Raw genomic sequence first — 17,395 nt, 5'->3', positions numbered from 1 at the left:
CGTCGGGCGGGGTGGCGGAGCGGAAGCGGGCGGCCCTCAGCGCTGGCCGGGGATGGCGACCGCCTTCTCCAGGAAGGTCGCCGCCGTGACGACCACGAGGTTGATGATCACGTAGAGGATCGTCGCGGCCGTGAAGGCCTCGAACACTTGGAACGAGAATTCCTGCATCGAGCGGGCCCGGGCGGTCAGTTCCAGCAGGCCGATGGTCAGCGCCACCGACGTGTTCTTGAGATTGTTGAGGAATTCCGAGGTCATCGGCGGCAGAATGATCCGGTAGGCGTTGGGCAGCAGCACGTAGCGGTAGGTCTGATAGGTGGTGAAGCCCATGGCGGTGCCGGCCATGCGCTGGCCCCGCGGCAGCGACTGGATGCCGGCGCGGACCTGCTCGGCCACGCGCGACGCGGTGAAGAAGCCGAGGCAGACCACCGCCGTGTAGAACGGCGCGTCCGGCAATTGCTTGATCGCGTCGCCGATCCGGGTCGGGACCACTTCGGGCAGCACGAAGTACCAGAGGAACATCTGGACCAGCAGCGGCACGTTGCGGAACAGCTCGACATAGGCCGTGCCGATCGCGTTCGCGGGCTTCGACGGCAGGGTGCGCAGCACGCCGACCAGGGAGCCCAGGAAGAAGGCGATCACCCAGGAGCAGAGCGCGGTCGTGATCGTCCACATGAGCCCCGAGAGCAGCATGTCGAGATACGTGCCGTTGCCCTCCGGCGAGGCGTCGAAGAAGATCCGCCAGTTCCAGTTGTAGTTCATCGCGCCGCTTCTACTGTGAACTTACAGAGACGCACCGCGGGCCGGAGCCCGCGGTGCGCATCATGGCATGAAACCGGACCGAACGGGTCTCAGTAGGCCGCCGGATCGGGGCTCGAGATCGGGGTCGTGAACTGCTTCTTCATCTCCGCGCTCATCGGCAGGTTGAGGTTGATGTTGCGCGGCGGGATCGGCTGGGTGAACCACTTGTCGTAGAGGGCCTTGCCCTCGGGGCTCGTGTAGAGCTTGGCGGTGGCGTCGTCCGCGACCTTCTTGAACTCCGTGTCGTCCTTGCGGAGCATGATGCCGTAGGGCTCGGGCTTCGACAGGGCCTCGGTGGAGATCTCGTAGGCGGAGGGGTCCTTCGACGAGGCGGCGAGCGAGGCGAGCAGCACGTCATCCATCACGAAGGCGGCGGCGCGGCCGGTCTCGACCATCAGGAACGCCTCGGCGTGGTCCTTGGCCGGCAGGATCGTCAGGCCGAGCTTGCGCTCCGTGTTGGCCTCGTTGATCTGCTTGATGTTCGTGGTGCCCGAGGTCGACACGACGGTCTTGCCCTTCAGGTCCTCGATCGTGTGCAGGTTGGCCGACTTCTTCGAGACGTAGCGGGTCGCGGTCAGGAAGTGCGAGTTGGTGAACCACACCTGCTTCTCGCGCTCGGCGTTGTTGGTGGTCGAGCCGCACTCGAGGTCGATCGTGCCGTTCGCCATCAGCGGGATGCGGGTGGCGGAGGTGACCGGGTTGAGCTTCACCTCGAGGTTCGGGAGGTTGAGCTTGGCCTTCACGGCGTCGGCGATCTTGTAGCAGATGTCCATCGCGTAACCGATCGGCTTCTGATCGGCGCCGAGATACGAGAACGGCACGGAGGCGTCGCGGTAGCCGATGACGATGGCGTTGGCGTCCTTCACCTTCTTGAGGGTGCCGGTCAGCTCCTGCGCCCCGACGCTCATCGGAGCGAGGGCGAGGGTCAGGCCCAGCGCCGCGGCGGCGCCGCGGCGAGCGATATCAGACTGCATCGGTACGGAACTCCTGGATCGGGCCGAACGACATCGGCCGGCGGCGGGGTACGCGGGCCCGCCCGCTCGGGCGACGCCTTTGCAATGATGGTGCCGGGAGAAGGGGCGAAGCGCCGCGCGAGCCTGCGGCTGAGTACGGACAAGTTGCGGCCAAGCCTCTGCGCACGTCCGCAGATGCGGTCCCTGCCGTCCTCATGGCCTCCTCCCAAGCGCTGAGCCGGCCTCACGCTCGCGCCGGCGGCATCATGCACACTTCTTAGGCGTACGCACGCGGTGCGGAGGACGGATCCGCCCGGAAAGCTGACGAATCCACGGTATAGAAAACGACGACGCCGCCCCCCGCGGTATCGGGAGGCGGCGTCGGACTGAAAACCCGGTTCGTGACCGCGGCTTACTTCGTCAGCTCATTGCCGCTGTAGTCGATCTTGCCGTCGGGTCCCTTCTTCCACTCGTACATGACGTAGTCGGGCCGGGTGATGTCGCCCTTCTTGTCGTAGGCGATCGGCCCGACCACCGTGTCCACCGGCTTGCCCTGGTGCAGCCAGTCGGCGAGCTTCTTGCCGTCGCTGGAGCCGGTCTCGGCCATCGCCTTCGCGAGGACCTGCACGGCCGCGTAGGAGTAGAGCGTGTAGCCCTCGGGATCGATGTTCTTGGCCTTGAAGGCGGCGAGCGCCGCCTTGGCGTTCGGGTTCTTCCGGGCGTCCGGCGGGAAGGTGGTCAGCGTGCCCTCGGCCGCGGGACCGGCGATCGCCACCAGCTCGCGGTCGACCATGCCGTCGCCGCCCATCATCGGTGCCTTCAGGCCCTGATCGCGCATCTGGCGCAGGATGAGCCCGGCCTCGGTGTAGTAGCCGCCGAAATAAACGACGTCGACGTTGGCGGACTTCAGCTTGGAGACGAGCGCCGAGTAGTCCTTCTCGCCCGGATTGATGCCCTCGGACATGACCTCCTTGCCGCCCTTGGCCTTGAAGGCCTTCAGCGTCTCGTCGGCCAGCCCCTTGCCGTAGGGGGTCTTGTCGTGGACGAAGGCGACCTTCTTGCCCTTGAAGTGATCGGCCAGGTAGTTGCCGGCGACGGCACCCTGCTGGTCGTCGCGGCCGCAGGTGCGGAACGTGTTCCACATGCCGCGCTCGGTGAACTTCACGTTCGTGGAGGCCGGCGTGACCTGGATGATGCCGGCGTCCAGGTAGACGTCGGAGGCCGGGATCGACACGCCCGAGTTGTAGTCGCCGACGACCATCTTCACGCCGTCGCTGGCGAACTTGTTGGCCACCGAGACGCCCTGCTTCGGGTCGGAGGCGTCGTCGCCGACCGTCACGGTCAGCGTCGTGCCCTTCAGCGTGCCGGCCTTGTTGAGGTCCTCGACCGCCTGGCTCGCGCCGTTCTTGAGCTGCGCGCCGATGGCGGCGCTGTTGCCCGTGATCGGCGCGGCGACGCCGAGCTTGACCTCGGCGGCCTGCGCGGCCGCCGCCATGGCGCCGAGGGCGAGCCCGGCCAGCAGAATCGATCTCATCGCGTACTTCCCCTAAGTGTCAGGACCGCACGTGCGGATCCGGCCGCACTCATCGGACCTCGCCGGCCGCGGGCGCCCGTGCGCGCCATGTCAGCGGTGAGGTCTTCTCGTAGAGCCAGCGGTACTGGCTCGTCATCTGGCGCGTCCGCGTGTAGCGGAAGCCCGCAGCGCCGATGATCATGACGATGACCGCGTCGACCGCATAGTAGTGCAGCGACAGCAGGGTGCCCGAAAACAGGGCGTAGTGAATGAAGCGCACGGCGGCTGCCACCAGAAGCAGCGCCAGGGCGCATTGCCAGAACGGCCGCCAGCCCCGGGCGATGCCGCGGGCGGCCATCCATCCGGCCCACCCGCCCATCACGACGGTCACCAGCAGGAACAGCCAGGCCGACGGCTCCTCGTACAGGATCCCCTGCAGCATGCTCATGTGATGTCCGGTCGATTGCTTCGGTTAACGCGCCCCTCGCCGTCATCGCGAGCGCAGCGAGGTGACCCAGGGGAGCGCAGCCTCGAAAGGTGTGGCGCCGCCGTAGGTTGCTTCGCTCCGCTCGCAAAGACGGGGATGCCAATGGCATCAACCGACAACGGCATCATGCCCCGACCGGGCCGGAATGGCCCCCCTCCAGGTAGGCGGCCTGGACGTTCGGGTCGTCGAGCAGCGCCCGACCCGTCCCGCTCATCGTGACCCGCCCGTTGACCAGCACGTAGCCGCGATGGGCGAGCTTGAGGGCGTGGTAGGCGTTCTGCTCGACGAGGAAGATCGTCATGCCGTCGGTCCGGTTCAGCTCCCGGATCGCGTCGAAGATGCCCTTCACCACGAGCGGCGCGAGGCCGAGCGACGGCTCGTCGAGCAGCAGCAGCCGCGGGCGGCTCATCAGCGCCCGGGCGATGGCCAGCATCTGCTGCTCGCCGCCCGACATGGTGCCGGCGCGCTGGTTGAGGCGCTCCTTGACCCGCGGGAACAGGGTGCAGACCTTCTCCAGATCCTCGGCGAAGAAGCGCCCGTCATGGAGCGCGGCGCCCATCTGGAGGTTCTCGTAGACGGTCATGCGCGGGAAGACCCGGCGCCCCTCCGGCGACTGGGCGATGCCGAGCCGGGCGATCGCGTGGGTCGGCAGCCGGGTGATGTCGCGGCCGTCGTAGGTGATCGTCCCCGAGCGCGCCTGGGGGCTGCCGAAGATCGTCATCATCAGGGTCGACTTGCCGGCGCCGTTGGCGCCGATCAGCGTGACGATCTCGCCCTCGGCCACGTCGAGGTCGACCCCGCGCAGGGCCGCGACGCTGCCGTAATAGGTCGAGACGTCGCGCACCGCGAGGAGCGGCGGCTTCCGTCCCGCCTGGATCGCCCGCGTCTCCTCGACGAGGACGTTGATGCCGGCGACGCTCATGCCGACGCTCCCGTGTGCGCCGCGTCCCCGTGCGGCACGGTGATCCCGACCTCGGCCTCCACGGCCTCGACCTCCTCGTCCTCGACGCCGAGATAGGCGGCGATCACCTTCGGGTCGGCCCGCACCTCGGCGGGGGACCCGTCGGCGATCTTCACGCCGTAATCGAGCACGACCACGTGGTCGGAGATCTCCATCACCACCGACATGTCGTGCTCGATCAGCAGCACCGAGGTGTCGTGCGCGTCGCGGATGTGGCGCAGGAGGCCGTTCAGCTCGGCCGATTCCCGCGGGTTGAGGCCGGCCGCCGGCTCGTCGAGGCAGAGCAGGACCGGGTCGGTGCACATCGCCCGGGCGATCTCCAGGCGCCGCTGCGCGCCGTAGGGCAGGGCGCCCGCCGGATCATCCGCCCGCTTCATCAGGTCGATGCGCTCGAGCCAGGCCTTGGCCCGCTCGATCGCCGCGGCCTGCGCGTCCCGGTAGGTCTTGAGGCCGAGCAGCCCGAGGATCGTGTAGCCCGAGGCCCGCATCAGCGGCGCGTGCTGGGCGACGAGCAGGTTCTCCAGGACGGTCATGCCCTGGAACAGGCGGATGTTCTGGAAGGTGCGGGCGACTCGCGCGGTGCGGTTCACCTTGTGGTTCGGAAGCCGCTCCAGCAGGTGCGCCGTGCCGTCGGCGTGCGCCAGCGTCAGCATGCCCTCGGTGGGCTTGTAGAAGCCGGTGATGCAGTTGAACACCGTGGTCTTGCCGGCCCCGTTCGGGCCGATCAGCGCGGTGATGTCGCCGCGGCGCGCCTCGAAGGACAGGTCGGAGACGGCGGTGAGGCCGCCGAACCGCATGGTCAGGTGCTCGACCGTGAGCACCGGCGGGGGGAGGGGGGACGTCGCCATCAGCCGTGCCCCTCGCTGACATGGGCGCCCGAGACCGCGCGCCGCCGGCCGAGCGACACGGACGGCATCCGCTCCGAGATCAGGCCGCGCGGCCGCCAGACCATCATGGCCACCATGGCGAGCCCGAACAGCAGCAGCCGGTACTCGCTGGGGTCGAAGCCCTCGCCGAACACGGCCTTCAGGAACCCGAGGTTGCGCAGCATCTCCGGCCCGCCGACCATCGCCACCGCGGCGATCGCGACGCCGACCTGGCTGCCCATGCCGCCGAGGACGACGATCGCCAGGATGATGGCGCTCTCCAGGAAGTTGAAGCTCTCCGGGCTGATGAAGCCCTGGCGCACGGCGAAGAACGAGCCGGCGAAGCCCCCGAAGGCCGCGCCCAGCGCGAAGGCCGTGAGCTTCGTGGCGGTGGTGTCGATGCCGAGCGAGCGGCAGGCGATCTCGTCCTCGCGCAGGGCCTCCCAGGCCCGCCCGATCGGCAGGCGGCGCAGGCGCAGGGTGACGAAGTTGGTGATCAGGGCCAGCCCGAGGATCAGGTAGTACAGGAAGATCAGCCGGTGCATCGAATCGTACGGGATGCCGAAGGTCGCGGCGAACCCGCCCTCGCCCGCCGTGAACGGGATGCCGAAGAAAGTCGCCCGCGGGATCGACGAGATGCCGGCCCCGCCGCCGGTGACGTCGGTCCAGTTGATCAGGACCAGGCGGATGATCTCGCCGAAGGCCAGGGTGACGATGGCGAGGTAGTCGCCGCGCAGGCGCAGCACCGGGAAGCCGAGGATCATGCCCCAGAGGCCGGCGAACAGGCCCGCCAGCGGCAGGCAGACCCAGAACGACAGGCCGAAGGTCGTCGACAGCAGCGCGTAGGAATAGGCCCCGACCGCGTAGAAGGCGACGTAGCCGAGGTCGAGCAGGCCCGCGAGGCCGACCACGATGTTCAGGCCCCAGCCGAGCATGACGTAGGTCAGGATCAGGATGCCGAGGTCGATCCAGTAGCGGGCCGAGGACAGGCCGCCGGTCGCCAGTGCCGAGATCATCGGCAGGGTCAGCGCGACGAAGATGAACAGCCAGAGACCGACCTTCGAGGTCTTCTGCCCGGCATCGGGCTCGCCGTGCACGGCCTCGGTGGCCTGGGCCGGGGAGGGGGTCAGCGCCCGCCGCGCGTCGCGGCGCAGCAGCACGAGGCGCTGGACGAGGCGCAGCACGAAGATCGCCGCGCAGAGCGCCGCCACCAGCCCCCAGCGCGGCACGAGCACCAGCTCGCTCCCGGGCCCGGGATCGGTCCGGTAGGCGATGATCGGGACACAGAGGCCGAAGGTGACGAGGGCGTAGAGGGCGGCGTCGCGCAGGATGCCGGCCATCGCGGAGCCGGGGAGAGCGTTCTGCGAGGCGGCCATCAGACTTTCTCGACCTCGGGCCGGCCCAGGATGCCCGACGGCATGAAGATCAGCACGATCGCCAGGATCGAGAAGGCGGCGACGTCCTTGTACTCGATGGAGAAGTAGGCCGACCAGAAGGTCTCGATCAGGCCGATGATCAAGCCGCCGAGCACGGCGCCGGGCAGCGAGCCGATGCCGCCGAGCACCGCCGCCGTGAACGCCTTCACGCCGGGCACGAACCCGTCCGAGAAGGACACGACGCCGTAGTACATGAGGTAGAGGACGCCCGCGACGGCCGCGAGCGCGGCGCCGAGCACGAAGGTCAGCGAGATCGTGCGGTCCACGTCGATGCCGAGCAGCGCCGCCATCTTGCGGTCCTGCTCGCAGGCGCGCTGCGCCCGGCCGAAGGGCGTGCGCTGCACGAGGTACCAGAAGCCGGTGAGCAGCACGGCGGTCACCGCCATGATCAGCACCTGCTTCCAGGCCAGGAACACCGCGTAGCCGTCGCGCTCGAACAGCGTGATGCCGCCCGACAGCATCGGCGGGGTCGGCTTGTTGCGCGCGCCCTGCACGACCTGCACGAAGTTTGACAGGAAGATCGAGACTCCGATCGCCGAGATCAGCGGCGCGAGGCGGAACGAGCCGCGCAGCGGCCGGTAGGCCACCCGCTCGATCGCCCAGCCCCACAGGGCGGTCAGCACCATGGCGACCACCAGCACCACCAGGAAGGCCAGCGCGATGGAGCTGACCCCGAGCCAGACCGTCAGCAGCAGGAAGGTGATGAGCGCGATGAAGCAGGAGACCATGAAGACGTCGCCGTGGGCGAAGTTCACCATGCCGATGATGCCGAACACCATCGTGTAGCCGATCGCGATCAGGCCGTAGATCGAGCCGAGCGTCAGCCCGTTGATGAGCTGCTGTACGAAGACGTCCATGAACTCTCGCGCGCAGGTTGCTTGGGCCGCCTACGGAGAGCGCAGGCAGCTTGGCGGGGCAAGTCTCGTACCGCAGCCGTAGCACACCGGCCACCGGTTTCATCGCCGCCCGAGCGTCGCGTGAAAACAGTCGACCACGCCAGTAACGCCCCCTGGCCGGGCTTGCGTGTGGCGCAGTTCCTGCGACACGTTAACGAATTGCAATGCTCGATCATCCCGGGCCCAGGCGAGGAGCAGTACCGATGGCAGGGTCGCGACTCACGACGATGATCTTCATCGGCATGCTCCTCGGCATCGCCGTGGGCTACGCCTGCAGCATCACCTGGCCCGATCCGCAGACCGCCAAGGAGATCGCCGGCTACATCGCGCTGGTCTCCGACGTGTTCCTCCGCCTGATCAAGATGATCATCGCGCCGCTGGTCTTCTCCACGCTGGTCGTCGGCATCGCCCATCTCGGGGATACCGCCTCTGTCGGCCGGGTCGGCGGTAAGGCGCTGCTCTGGTTCGTCGGCGCCTCGTTCTGCTCTCTGATGCTCGGCCTCATCATGGTCAACCTGATGCAGCCCGGCCACAACCTGAACCTGCCGCTGCCCGATGCCGGGGCCGGCACCGGGCTCAAGGCGGCCTCGCTCTCGCTCAAGGAGTTCGTGACGCACCTCGTGCCGAAGAGCGCTGTCGAGGCGATGGCCAACAACGAGATCCTGCAGATCGTGGTCTTCTCGATCTTCTTCGGCGTGGGCCTCGCCGCCCTCGGCGAGAAGGGCCGCCTGCTCGCGCAGGGCATCGAGGGCATCGCCGACGTCATGCTCAAGGTGACGGGCTACGTGATGATGTTCGCCCCCGTTGCGGTGTTCGCCGCCATCGCGGCGACGATCACCACGCAGGGCATCGGCGTGCTCGTGACCTACGGCAAGTTCCTCGTGGAGTTCTACATCAGCCTCGGCGTGCTCTGGACGCTGCTGATGGGCGTCGGCTTCCTGCTGCTCGGAGGCGGCGGCATCATGCGCCTGTTCAACCTGATCAAGGAGCCCTTCGTGCTGGCCTTCTCGACGGCGTCGAGCGAGGCCGCCTACCCCAAGATGCTCTCGAACCTGGAGAAGTTCGGGGTGCCGAACCGGATCACCTCGTTCGTGCTGCCGATGGGCTACTCGTTCAATCTCGACGGCTCGATGATGTACTGCACCTTCGCGGTGATGTTCATCGCGCAGGCCTACAACATCCCGCTGAGCTGGGGCCAGCAGCTCACGATGCTTCTCCTGCTGATGGTGACCTCGAAGGGCATGGCCGGCGTGCCGCGCGCCTCGCTGGTGGTGATCTCGGCGACGCTGTCGCACTTCAACATCCCGGAGGCCGGGCTGCTGCTGATCATCGGGATCGACCAGTTCCTCGACATGGGCCGGTCGGCCACCAACGTGCTCGGCAACAGCGTCGCCACTGTGGCGGTCGCCAAGTGGGAGGGCCAGCTCAGCACCACCGACCAGCGCCTCGACCATGTCGGCACGGTGGCCTCGCCCGCGGAGTAGGGGCCGGTCCGGGGAAATCTGCGCGCGCCGCGATGGCGGGCGCAGGACGGCCGCTCTCAAGAGCGCTCTCACGGGTGCCCTGAATCGCGGCGTGGCTTGTTCGGTGCCCTTCGGAGGCGGAGTGATGACGATGCGGCTCGTCGCGGTTCTGGCGCTGGCGCTGGCGGCGACGCCCGCCTCCGCCGTCGAGGTGCTCACCGGGACGCTCAGGAGCGTCGCCGAGCGCGGAGAGATCGTCCTCGGTTACCGGGAGAGCTCGGTGCCGTTCTCCTTCGTGGAGGGCAAGCAGTCGGACGGGAGCCCCCGACCGATCGGCTACGCCATCGACCTCTGCGGCGAGATCGCGGACGACATCCAGGCGGCGATCGGCCGGCCGGTGAAGATCCGCTACGCACCGGTCACGGCCGAGAGCCGCATCGAGGCGGTGACCTCCGGCAAGATCGACCTCGAATGCGGCTCGACCACCGCCAATGCCGAGCGCCGCAAGCAGGTCGCCTTCTCGCCGGTGGACTACATCAGCGCGACGCAGCTGCTGGTGAAGCGCGGATCGGGCATCGCCTCCTACCGCGATCTCGGCGGGAAGACCGTGGTGGTCACGGCCGGCACCACCAACGAGAAGGCCGTGCGCGACCAGTTCGCCCGCCTGAAGATCGACGCGCAGGTGGTGACGGCGCCCGACCACGCTGCCTCCTACGCGATGGTCAAGGCCAGCAAGGCCGACGCCTTCGCCACCGACGACGTGCTGCTCTACGGGCTGATCGCCACGGACGCGAAGGACGGGGCGAACTACACGGTGCTGCCCGACAAGCTCTCCTACGAGCCCTACGGCATCATGTTCCGCAAGGACGATCCGGAACTCGCCGGCCTCGTGCAGCAGACCTTCACGCGGCTCGCCGAGTCGCGGGCACTGCGCTGGACCTACGAGCGCTGGTTCCTCAAGCGCCTGCCCAACGGCGAGCGCCTCGACATCCCGATGTCGAACGACCTGCGGGTCAGCTTCCAGCTGATGGGCCTCGACGGGGGCGAGTGACCGGCGCGGGGACAGGCGCGGGGACAGGCGCGACGACCGGACGGCGCCTCGCTTTCGCCCAACCGGCACGCGAGGAAGACGCGGCCTGATCGCTTCCCTCCCGCCGCGAGCGTGCCACCGTCCATGCTGATCGCCGCGCCCTGCCCGAAACCGCTCGCCCTGGCACTGGCCGCCGCCCTCGGCTGCGCCGCCTCGGCGGCCTCCGCCCACCCGCACGTCTGGGTGACCGCCAAGGCGCAGCTCGTCTACGCGGACGGCAAGCTCGTCGGCGTCCGCGACACGTGGAGCTTCGATCCCGAGTACACGGCCTTCGTCACGCAGGGCCTCGACACCAACAAGGACGGCAAGCTCAGCCCGGAGGAACTCGCCGGGCTCGCCGCCGAGAACACCGCCAACCTCGCCGAGTTCGGCTACTTCACGAAGCTGAAGGTCGGCGGCAAGGAGCAGGCCTTCGGCGATCCGAAGGAGCCGGCGGCGCACATGGACGACCGGGCGCTGGTCATGACTTTCCTGCTGCCCCTGAAGACCCCGGTCCAGCAGGGGCGGGGGGTCGCCGCGCTGGAGGTCTACGACCCGACCTACTTCGTCGCCTTCTCGTTCGCCGAGGGCGCGGACGCCGCCACCCTCGCGGGTGCGCCCCAGGGCTGCGCCGCCACGGTCACCCGGCCGAAGACCGAGCAGCCGAAGACGGCCGATGCCGGGTCGCCGGGCATGACCGAGGCCTTCTTCGAGGCGCTCACCGCCGCCTCGACCTACGGGGTGCAGTTCGCCAGCCGGGTTCTCGTGGCATGTCCGTAGGCATCGGGATCGTCGCCCCCGCTGGGGCGGGACGGCTGGGACTGAGGCTCGGCCTCATGGCCGCGGCCATCGCGCTGGCCGCGCTGCTCGCGGCCGCGATCGCGTGGCTGGTCGCGCCCGGCCTCGCCGCGCCGCCGCCGCGCTCGCCCTTCGGGATCGGCTTCCGCGAGGCCGCGCCGGCCGCCACGGGTCTCGGCGGCGTCATCCTGGCGCTGCAGGCGAGCTTCTCCCACAGCCTCAACGCCGCGGTGAGCGCGCTGCGGGGCGGCGGCAGCTGGACCCCGCTGATCGGCCTCGCCTTCGCGTACGGCGTGTTCCACGCCGCCGGCCCGGGCCACGGCAAGGCGGTGATCGCCGGCTACATCCTGGCGGGGGAGCGGGCGCTCCGGCGCGGCGCCGCGCTGAGCGTGTGCGCCGCGCTGCTCCAGGCCTGCGTGGCCGGGGCGATCGTCGGCCTGGGCACGCTGGTCCTCAACGCCACGGCGGCGAGCATCACCCGGGCCGGCACCCTGATCGAGACCGTGAGCTTCGCCCTCGTGGCCCTGATCGGGCTGGTCCTGACGTGGCGCAAGGCCGGTCGCCTCGCCAATCTCGGCGCGGGTTGCGGCCCGGGCTGCAGCCACCTGCCGGAACCGCAGGCCCTCGACACCCTCGACACGTGGCGCGAGCGGGCCGGGGTGGTGCTGGCGGCCGGGACACGCCCCTGCGCCGGCGCCGTGCTGGTCCTCGTCTTCGCGGTGTCGCAGGGCGTGCCCGGCGCCGGCGTGCTGGCGGTCCTGGCGATGGCGCTCGGCACCGCGCTGACCACGACGGCCCTGGCCTGCCTCGCGGTCTTCGCCAAGCGGGTGGCGCTGCGCCTCGCGGGCGGACGGGGACAGGCCGGACTCCTGGCGCTCGGTGGCCTCGAACTCGTCGCCGCCGCCTTCGTGCTGGTCCTGGGCGCCGCGATGCTCTCGGGCCTCGCCCCGGGCCTCGGCGGCTGAAGGGCCTCGCCTTCCGGGGCGCGGCGTGCCACGCTGCGCGACCGAGACGGAGCGCGCGCCGATGCATCCCGACTTCGCGACGATCCTGAACTGGCGTCTGCTCGCCGGATCGCATCCCTTCCCCGGGCCAGACGGCGGGACCTGCATCAACGAGGCCGCGATGGTGGCCGCGGGCCTGCCCTACCGGGCGATCCGCTCCAGCGCGGACTGCCCACCCTGCTTCTCGCGGCCGGCCGCCGCCTACGCCCTCGGGCTCAACGACGCCATGCCGGACGAGGTGCGGCCGCAGCTGATGGCCTTCGTCCTGCGCCTGTCGGGCAGCGCCGACACGGCGGAGATCGAGGCCGCCCGCACCCGGCAGCTGGCGCTGGAGAGCGTCCGCCGCATTCTGGCGCCGCTCTGCGCGGTCGCCGGGATGGTCGAGGACGCGGAAGCCTGCTCCGGCGCGCCAGACTGGCCCGCGGCCCTGGCGGCGGCCCGCGCGGCCGCGTGGCGGGGCGGGGCGCGCGCGCAGGCGGCGGCCCAGGCGCGGCGCTGGCGGGAAGGCGCGCTGATCGCGGCGGTGTCCCGCACCGCGACGGCGGCGGAACGCGCCGGCGAGGACGCGCGGTGCGCCGCCGAGGTGGCCGAGGGGGCGGCGCCGTTCCTGACCGGAACCTGGGCCGAGGCCTGCGCGATCCTCGCGGAGACCCTCGCCATCGGCCGGCAGGCGCCGGAGATCGCCGTCGCCGGCGCCCGACAGCGCATGGACGCGGCGCGCGCCCGGGTGCCGGCCTGATCAGGCCGCCGCGGGCGCGGCGTCGAGATCGAAATCGATGGTGCCGCAATTCTCCAGGAACGTGCCGGTGAGGTGGTAGAAGAACGTCCCGTGGCCGACCACCGCGATGGTGGTCTCCGGCCGGGCCCGCAGCCAGTCGCGGAACGCCGCGACCCGGGCGTCGAACAGGGGGCGGGGCTCCACTGGGTAGCCGCCGACCTCGCAGCCCGGCTCCGCGTGCCACCAGACCTCGGGCAGGTGCCCGACATCGAGGTGGGGGAATTCCGCGGCGATCTCCGAGGCGGCCCGGCCGACATCGCAGCTGCTCTCCTGGCACTCGCGGTGCAGCACCTCGACCAGCACCCGCGGCCGGCGCGGATGCTCGCCGAACAGGATCGCCGCGGTCTCGATGGCGCGGGTCAGGGGCGAGACCACCACGAGATCGAAGGGGATCGGCCGGAGCCGCTCCCGCGCGGCCCGGGCCTGGGCTTGGCCCAGCTCGGTCAGGCGGGCGTCGGGCAGGCCAGGATCGCCGCCCCCGTGCCGGTGGGCGGCGTTGAAGGTCGACTGCCCGTGGCGGATGCAGACGATGCGGGTCTTGTCCTGCATGGATCTCGAAGACGTTCCGGAGAGGGAATGGCGGACCAGACCGGTCACGCGAAGCGGCCGCCGCGCTGGATGACCTCGATCTTGTAGCCGTCCGGGTCGGTGGCGAAGAAGAACCGCGCGAGCACGTCGTCCCCGTGCTTGAGGGTCTTGACGTCGGTGGCCGTGAAGCCCTCGCGCCGGTGCCGGGCGTGCTCGGCCTCCACGTCGTCGACCACGAAGGCGATGTGCCCGTAGCCGTCGCCGAGATCGTAGGGCTTGTCGCGGCCCTTGTTCACCGTGAGCTCCAGCTCGAACGGCGAATCCGGATCCCGCATGTAGACGAGGGTGAAGTCCGGGAAGTCGAACCGGCCGGACACCGCGAGACCGAAGGCACGGGCATAGTAGTCGCGCGCGCGCTCTTCCTCGAGGACGCGGATCATGGCGTGGACGGGCTTGGACATGCGCGCGGAGTTCCGTGGGCACGCCGGCGGCGTGCAGCGCCCACTATGTGGCGCGATCCGCGGCCGCGAAAAGGCCGGTGGCGCGGCGCCGGGGTCGCGCCCCGGGACGTCGGCCACGAGCGGTCGAAGAACCCGGCCCGTATAGACCGATCCCATATTGCATATCCTAGATCAATATCTGTTCTTTAAATCGTTCCAAGGAATGTATTGGAGTCAATATATGAGGAGACATTCTGATATAAGATGTCGCAAAAGGCTCGGAGACACAAAATCAAACCGCAAAATGATATTTCTCATTGACACAATCGCGCTTCCAACGCTTTATCGCCCTCGACGACCAAAGTGAATCCCATGAGATCATGAGGCCGATCATCGATCGAGTGAAGGGATTTCAAGACAGTGATACGCTTATCCAATATAAATATACTTCCAAAAATTGCTGCCGTCATCGCGCTGATATGCGTGATTGTCGGCGGATGTATCTGGTACGCTCAGGCGCGGATGACGGTCATCGACGACCGCTACAGCGAGTTCCTCGCCCGCGAGGCGACGGCGGTGGCGGAGGCACGCAGGCTGAACCGCCTGGTGATCGAGTTGAATTACTGGGTCTACCGGATCATCGCGGAGACCGATCAGGGCCAGATGCAGGCCGCCAACAGCGGCTTCGAGGCCGCGCTGCCCGCGGTGAGGGCGCTCCTTCCGAGCCTCCGATCGCACGCGCCGACCTTCGCCGCGCGCATCGATGAGCAGGCCGCGCGGATCGAGCGATATCTCAGGGACGTGAGCGAGGTCCGCCGGCTGGGCACCGCCAATCAGAACGAGCAAGCCATCGCGCTGATCCACAAGGCGATCGATCCGACGTTCTCCGGCTTGCTGACCGACGGCAACCGGATGGCCGAGGACATCGATACGTACATGCAGAAGGGCTCGGGCGACCTGACCGATCAGACCAACGAGACCCGCCGGACGCTGATGATCGTCAGCGGTCTCGGCATGCTGGCGGGGCTGCTGGCGGCGGTGTTCATCGCCACGGTCGGGATCACGCGGCCGCTCGACCGGCTGGTCAAGGTCCTGCAGCGGATGGCGCAGGGCGAGGTCGAGGCCGAGATCACCGAGGCCGCCCGAAGGGACGAGGTGGGCGCCGTCGGCAAGGCCGTCGAGGGCATCAAGGTCATGGTCGCCCGCAAGGCCGCCGAGGAAGCCGAGATGAAGCGCCGCGCCGACGAGGCGGCAGCGGCCGCGCGCAGGCGGACCATGGCGGAACTCGCGGACGGGTTCGAGCGGGCCGTGGGGAGCATCGTCGGGATGGTCTCGTCCTCGGCCACCGAGTTGCAGGCCACGGCCCAGACTATGACGTCGAGCGCGACCGAGACGGCCAGCCAGTCCACCACGGTGGCGGCCGCCGCCGAGCAGGCCTCCGCCAACGTCCAGACCGTGGCGGCCGCCGCCGAGGAGCTGGGCACCTCCGTGCAGGAGATCGGCCGGCAGGTCCTCGGCTCGGCCAACCTCGCGCAGGCGGCGGTCGGCGAGGCGGACGAGACCCAGCACCTCGTTCAGGCGCTCAGCCAGGCGGCGACGCGCATCGGCGATATGGTCGGGCTCATCGCGAACATCGCCGGCCAGACCAACCTGCTGGCGCTGAACGCCACGATCGAGGCGGCCCGGGCCGGCGAGGCCGGCCGCGGATTCGCGGTCGTCGCCGCCGAGGTCAAGGAGCTCGCCGGCCAGACCGCCCGGGCCACCGAGGAGATCAGCCAGCAGATCGGCCAGATCCAGGGTGTGACCGGCCAGGCGGTCTCGGCCATCGACACGATCGCCGCCCGGATCCGCGAGATCGACGCGGTCGCCGCCACCATCGCGGCGGCGGTCGAGGAGCAGGGCGCGGCCACGCAGGAGATCGTCCGCAACGTCTCGCAGGCGGCGGCCGGCACCGACGAGGTGACGAGCAACATCGCCGGCGTGGCGCGGGCCTCGGAAGAGACCGGCGCCGCGGCAGCCCAGGTGCTGGGAGCCGCCGGCGAGCTGTCGCGCCAGTCCGAGCATCTGGGCGTCGAGGTCTCCCGCTTTCTCGGGTCGGTCCGGGCGGCCTGAGGCCGATCAGCCGCCGACCCGCAGGACCTGCGTCCGGGTGCCGGCCTGCGCGAAGGCGTCCGGGTCGGCGCCGGTCATCCAGACCTGCCCCGGCAGGGCCTCGAGGGCCTCGAACAGGCCGGCCCGGCGGCGGGGATCGAGGTGGGCCGCCACCTCGTCCAGGAGGATCAGCGGGGCGATGCCGCTCATGGCCCGCACCAGCCGCGCGTGGGCGAGGACGAGGCCGATGAGCAGCGCCTTCTGCTCGCCCGTGGACGCCGTCCCGGCCGGCACGTCCTTCGGGCCGTGGCGGACCACGAGGTCGCTGCTCTGCGGCCCGATCAGCGTGCGGCCGGCGGCCCGGTCCCGGTTGCGGCCGTTGCGGAGCGCCATGCGGTAGCGGTCCTCGGCCTCGAGGGCCGGCCAGACCGCGACCAGATCGTCGAGGTCGCCCTCGAGGCGGATGGCCGCCCAGGGGAAGGGCTGCGCGTCGTCCCGGGTCTCGGCGATCAGCCGGTCGAGGCGCTCGGCGGTCTCGCGCCGGGCGAGCGCCACGGCGACGCCGAGCTCCGCGACCTCCCGCTCCACCGCGTCGAGCCAGCGGTCGTCGTCGGGCCGCTCCTCCAGCAGGCGGTTGCGCGAGCGCAGGGCCCGCTCCAGCGCGGAGACCCGGGCGCCGTGGGCGGCGTCGACCGCCAGCACGAGACGGTCGAGGAACCGCCGCCGGTCTCCGGCCGCCCCGCGGAACAGGCCGTCGAGGTCGGGGGTCAGCCAGACGACCCGCAGGAACTCGCTGAACGCCACCGGCGAGGCCGCGGTGGCGCCGTCGATCCGGCACAGCCGGCTCGCGCGCCCGTCGGGACCCGGCGGCTCGAGCCCGGTGCCGAGCCGGTGCTCGGCGCCGTCGCGGTCGAGGGTGAGCGAGACCGCGAATCCGCCCGGGCCGCCGCTGCGCGCCATGGCGGCGAACTCCGCCCGGCGCAGGCCCCGGCCCGGCACGAACAGCGAGAGCGCCTCGAGCAGGTTGGTCTTGCCCGCGCCGTTCTCCCCGACCAGCGCGACGAAGCGGGCCTCGGGCGTCAGTTCGAGGTCCGCGTGGTTGCGGAAATCGCGGGCGATCAGGCGGGTGACGCGCAGGCTCGACCCGTCGGGCTCGTCCCGCGGATCGCGGATGTCGGTCATCGGTGAACCGAGGGGTGAACCGAGGGGCCGAGACGCGCCGCGCTCAACCGTCCCTTGCTGTCTGACATCCCATCCAACCACCTCGCCCCGAGGCGCCCGCGTCAGCGGGCCGCGCGGGCGGGCTCCAGAAAC

General features: G+C 70.0%; 17 protein-coding genes. 6 read left to right on the top strand and 11 right to left on the bottom strand.

Features of this window, described 5'->3' with window-relative positions; genetic code table 11:
- Positions 1-36 precede the first annotated feature (36 nt).
- From BM314_RS16785 to BM314_RS16750, 8 genes are all read right to left on the bottom strand, one after another.
- Positions 37-759, bottom strand: a complete 723-nt coding sequence (locus tag BM314_RS16785; protein WP_059409257.1) for an amino acid ABC transporter permease — start codon at positions 757-759, stop codon at positions 37-39.
- An 89-nt stretch (positions 760-848) separates the two neighbouring features.
- Complete coding sequence (locus tag BM314_RS16780) at positions 849-1,772, bottom strand: amino acid ABC transporter substrate-binding protein (RefSeq protein ID WP_020094228.1); 924 nt, start codon at positions 1,770-1,772, stop codon at positions 849-851.
- Between the two features lie 391 nt (positions 1,773-2,163).
- Complete coding sequence (locus BM314_RS16775) at positions 2,164-3,285, bottom strand: branched-chain amino acid ABC transporter substrate-binding protein (RefSeq protein WP_091927044.1); 1,122 nt, start codon at positions 3,283-3,285, stop codon at positions 2,164-2,166.
- A 49-nt stretch (positions 3,286-3,334) separates the two neighbouring features.
- Positions 3,335-3,703, bottom strand: coding sequence for a DUF6867 family protein (locus tag BM314_RS16770; RefSeq protein ID WP_026605095.1), 369 nt, complete (start codon positions 3,701-3,703; stop codon positions 3,335-3,337).
- A gap of 172 nt (positions 3,704-3,875) precedes the next feature.
- Positions 3,876-4,673, bottom strand: coding sequence for an ABC transporter ATP-binding protein (locus BM314_RS16765; protein WP_020094231.1), 798 nt, complete (start codon positions 4,671-4,673; stop codon positions 3,876-3,878).
- Positions 4,670-5,560 carry an ABC transporter ATP-binding protein gene (locus BM314_RS16760; protein ID WP_091979101.1) on the bottom strand — a complete coding sequence of 297 codons (891 nt, stop codon included), beginning with the start codon at positions 5,558-5,560 and terminating at the stop codon, positions 4,670-4,672. Before BM314_RS16760 ends, BM314_RS16765 begins: the two co-directional genes overlap by 4 nt.
- A complete protein-coding gene (gene livM / locus BM314_RS16755) occupies positions 5,560-6,954 on the bottom strand; it encodes a high-affinity branched-chain amino acid ABC transporter permease LivM (RefSeq protein WP_091979099.1) in 1,395 nt (464 codons plus the stop codon). Before livM ends, BM314_RS16760 begins: the two co-directional genes overlap by 1 nt.
- Positions 6,954-7,871 carry a branched-chain amino acid ABC transporter permease gene (locus tag BM314_RS16750; protein ID WP_020094234.1) on the bottom strand — a complete coding sequence of 306 codons (918 nt, stop codon included), beginning with the start codon at positions 7,869-7,871 and terminating at the stop codon, positions 6,954-6,956. Before BM314_RS16750 ends, livM begins: the two co-directional genes overlap by 1 nt.
- 242 nt (positions 7,872-8,113) lie before the next feature.
- On the opposite strand from BM314_RS16750, the gene BM314_RS16745 reads away from it, so the two are divergent.
- The 5 genes from BM314_RS16745 (at position 8,114) to BM314_RS16725 (ending at position 12,983) form a co-directional block, all read left to right on the top strand.
- Complete coding sequence (locus tag BM314_RS16745; protein ID WP_026605096.1) at positions 8,114-9,394, top strand: dicarboxylate/amino acid:cation symporter; 1,281 nt, start codon at positions 8,114-8,116, stop codon at positions 9,392-9,394.
- 124 nt (positions 9,395-9,518) lie between these two features.
- Entirely contained in the window at positions 9,519-10,424 is a 906-nt protein-coding gene (locus BM314_RS16740) for an amino acid ABC transporter substrate-binding protein (protein ID WP_091979097.1), read from the top strand.
- A gap of 123 nt (positions 10,425-10,547) precedes the next feature.
- Complete coding sequence (locus tag BM314_RS16735) at positions 10,548-11,222, top strand: DUF1007 family protein (RefSeq protein WP_091927041.1); 675 nt, start codon at positions 10,548-10,550, stop codon at positions 11,220-11,222.
- On the top strand, positions 11,213-12,205 hold the full coding sequence (locus BM314_RS16730) for a nickel/cobalt transporter (protein ID WP_091979095.1): 993 nt from the start codon (positions 11,213-11,215) through the stop codon (positions 12,203-12,205). Before BM314_RS16735 ends, BM314_RS16730 begins: the two co-directional genes overlap by 10 nt.
- Before the next feature lie 61 nt (positions 12,206-12,266).
- Complete coding sequence (locus BM314_RS16725; protein ID WP_091979094.1) at positions 12,267-12,983, top strand: hypothetical protein; 717 nt, start codon at positions 12,267-12,269, stop codon at positions 12,981-12,983.
- Here BM314_RS16725 and BM314_RS16720 read toward each other — a convergent pair whose 3' ends face one another.
- Together BM314_RS16720 and BM314_RS16715 are read right to left on the bottom strand one after the other, a co-directional pair.
- Positions 12,984-13,571 carry a histidine phosphatase family protein gene (locus BM314_RS16720; protein WP_091979092.1) on the bottom strand — a complete coding sequence of 196 codons (588 nt, stop codon included), beginning with the start codon at positions 13,569-13,571 and terminating at the stop codon, positions 12,984-12,986.
- Between the two features lie 44 nt (positions 13,572-13,615).
- Positions 13,616-14,011, bottom strand: a complete 396-nt coding sequence (locus BM314_RS16715; RefSeq protein ID WP_020094241.1) for a VOC family protein — start codon at positions 14,009-14,011, stop codon at positions 13,616-13,618.
- Positions 14,012-14,410: 399 nt separating this feature from the next.
- Here BM314_RS16715 and BM314_RS16710 point away from each other — a divergent pair, with 399 nt between their 5' ends.
- Complete coding sequence (locus tag BM314_RS16710; RefSeq protein WP_091979090.1) at positions 14,411-16,102, top strand: methyl-accepting chemotaxis protein; 1,692 nt, start codon at positions 14,411-14,413, stop codon at positions 16,100-16,102.
- Between the two features lie 6 nt (positions 16,103-16,108).
- Here the strand turns inward: BM314_RS16710 and recF are convergent, their stop codons facing one another.
- A complete protein-coding gene (recF, locus tag BM314_RS16705) occupies positions 16,109-17,263 on the bottom strand; it encodes a DNA replication/repair protein RecF (protein WP_091979088.1) in 1,155 nt (384 codons plus the stop codon).
- Positions 17,264-17,395 lie beyond the last annotated feature (132 nt).

The organism is Methylobacterium sp. 13MFTsu3.1M2 (assembly GCF_900112625.1).
Classification (GTDB): Bacteria; Pseudomonadota; Alphaproteobacteria; order Rhizobiales; family Beijerinckiaceae; genus Methylobacterium.
This window is presented reverse-complemented; position numbering and strand designations above follow the sequence as displayed.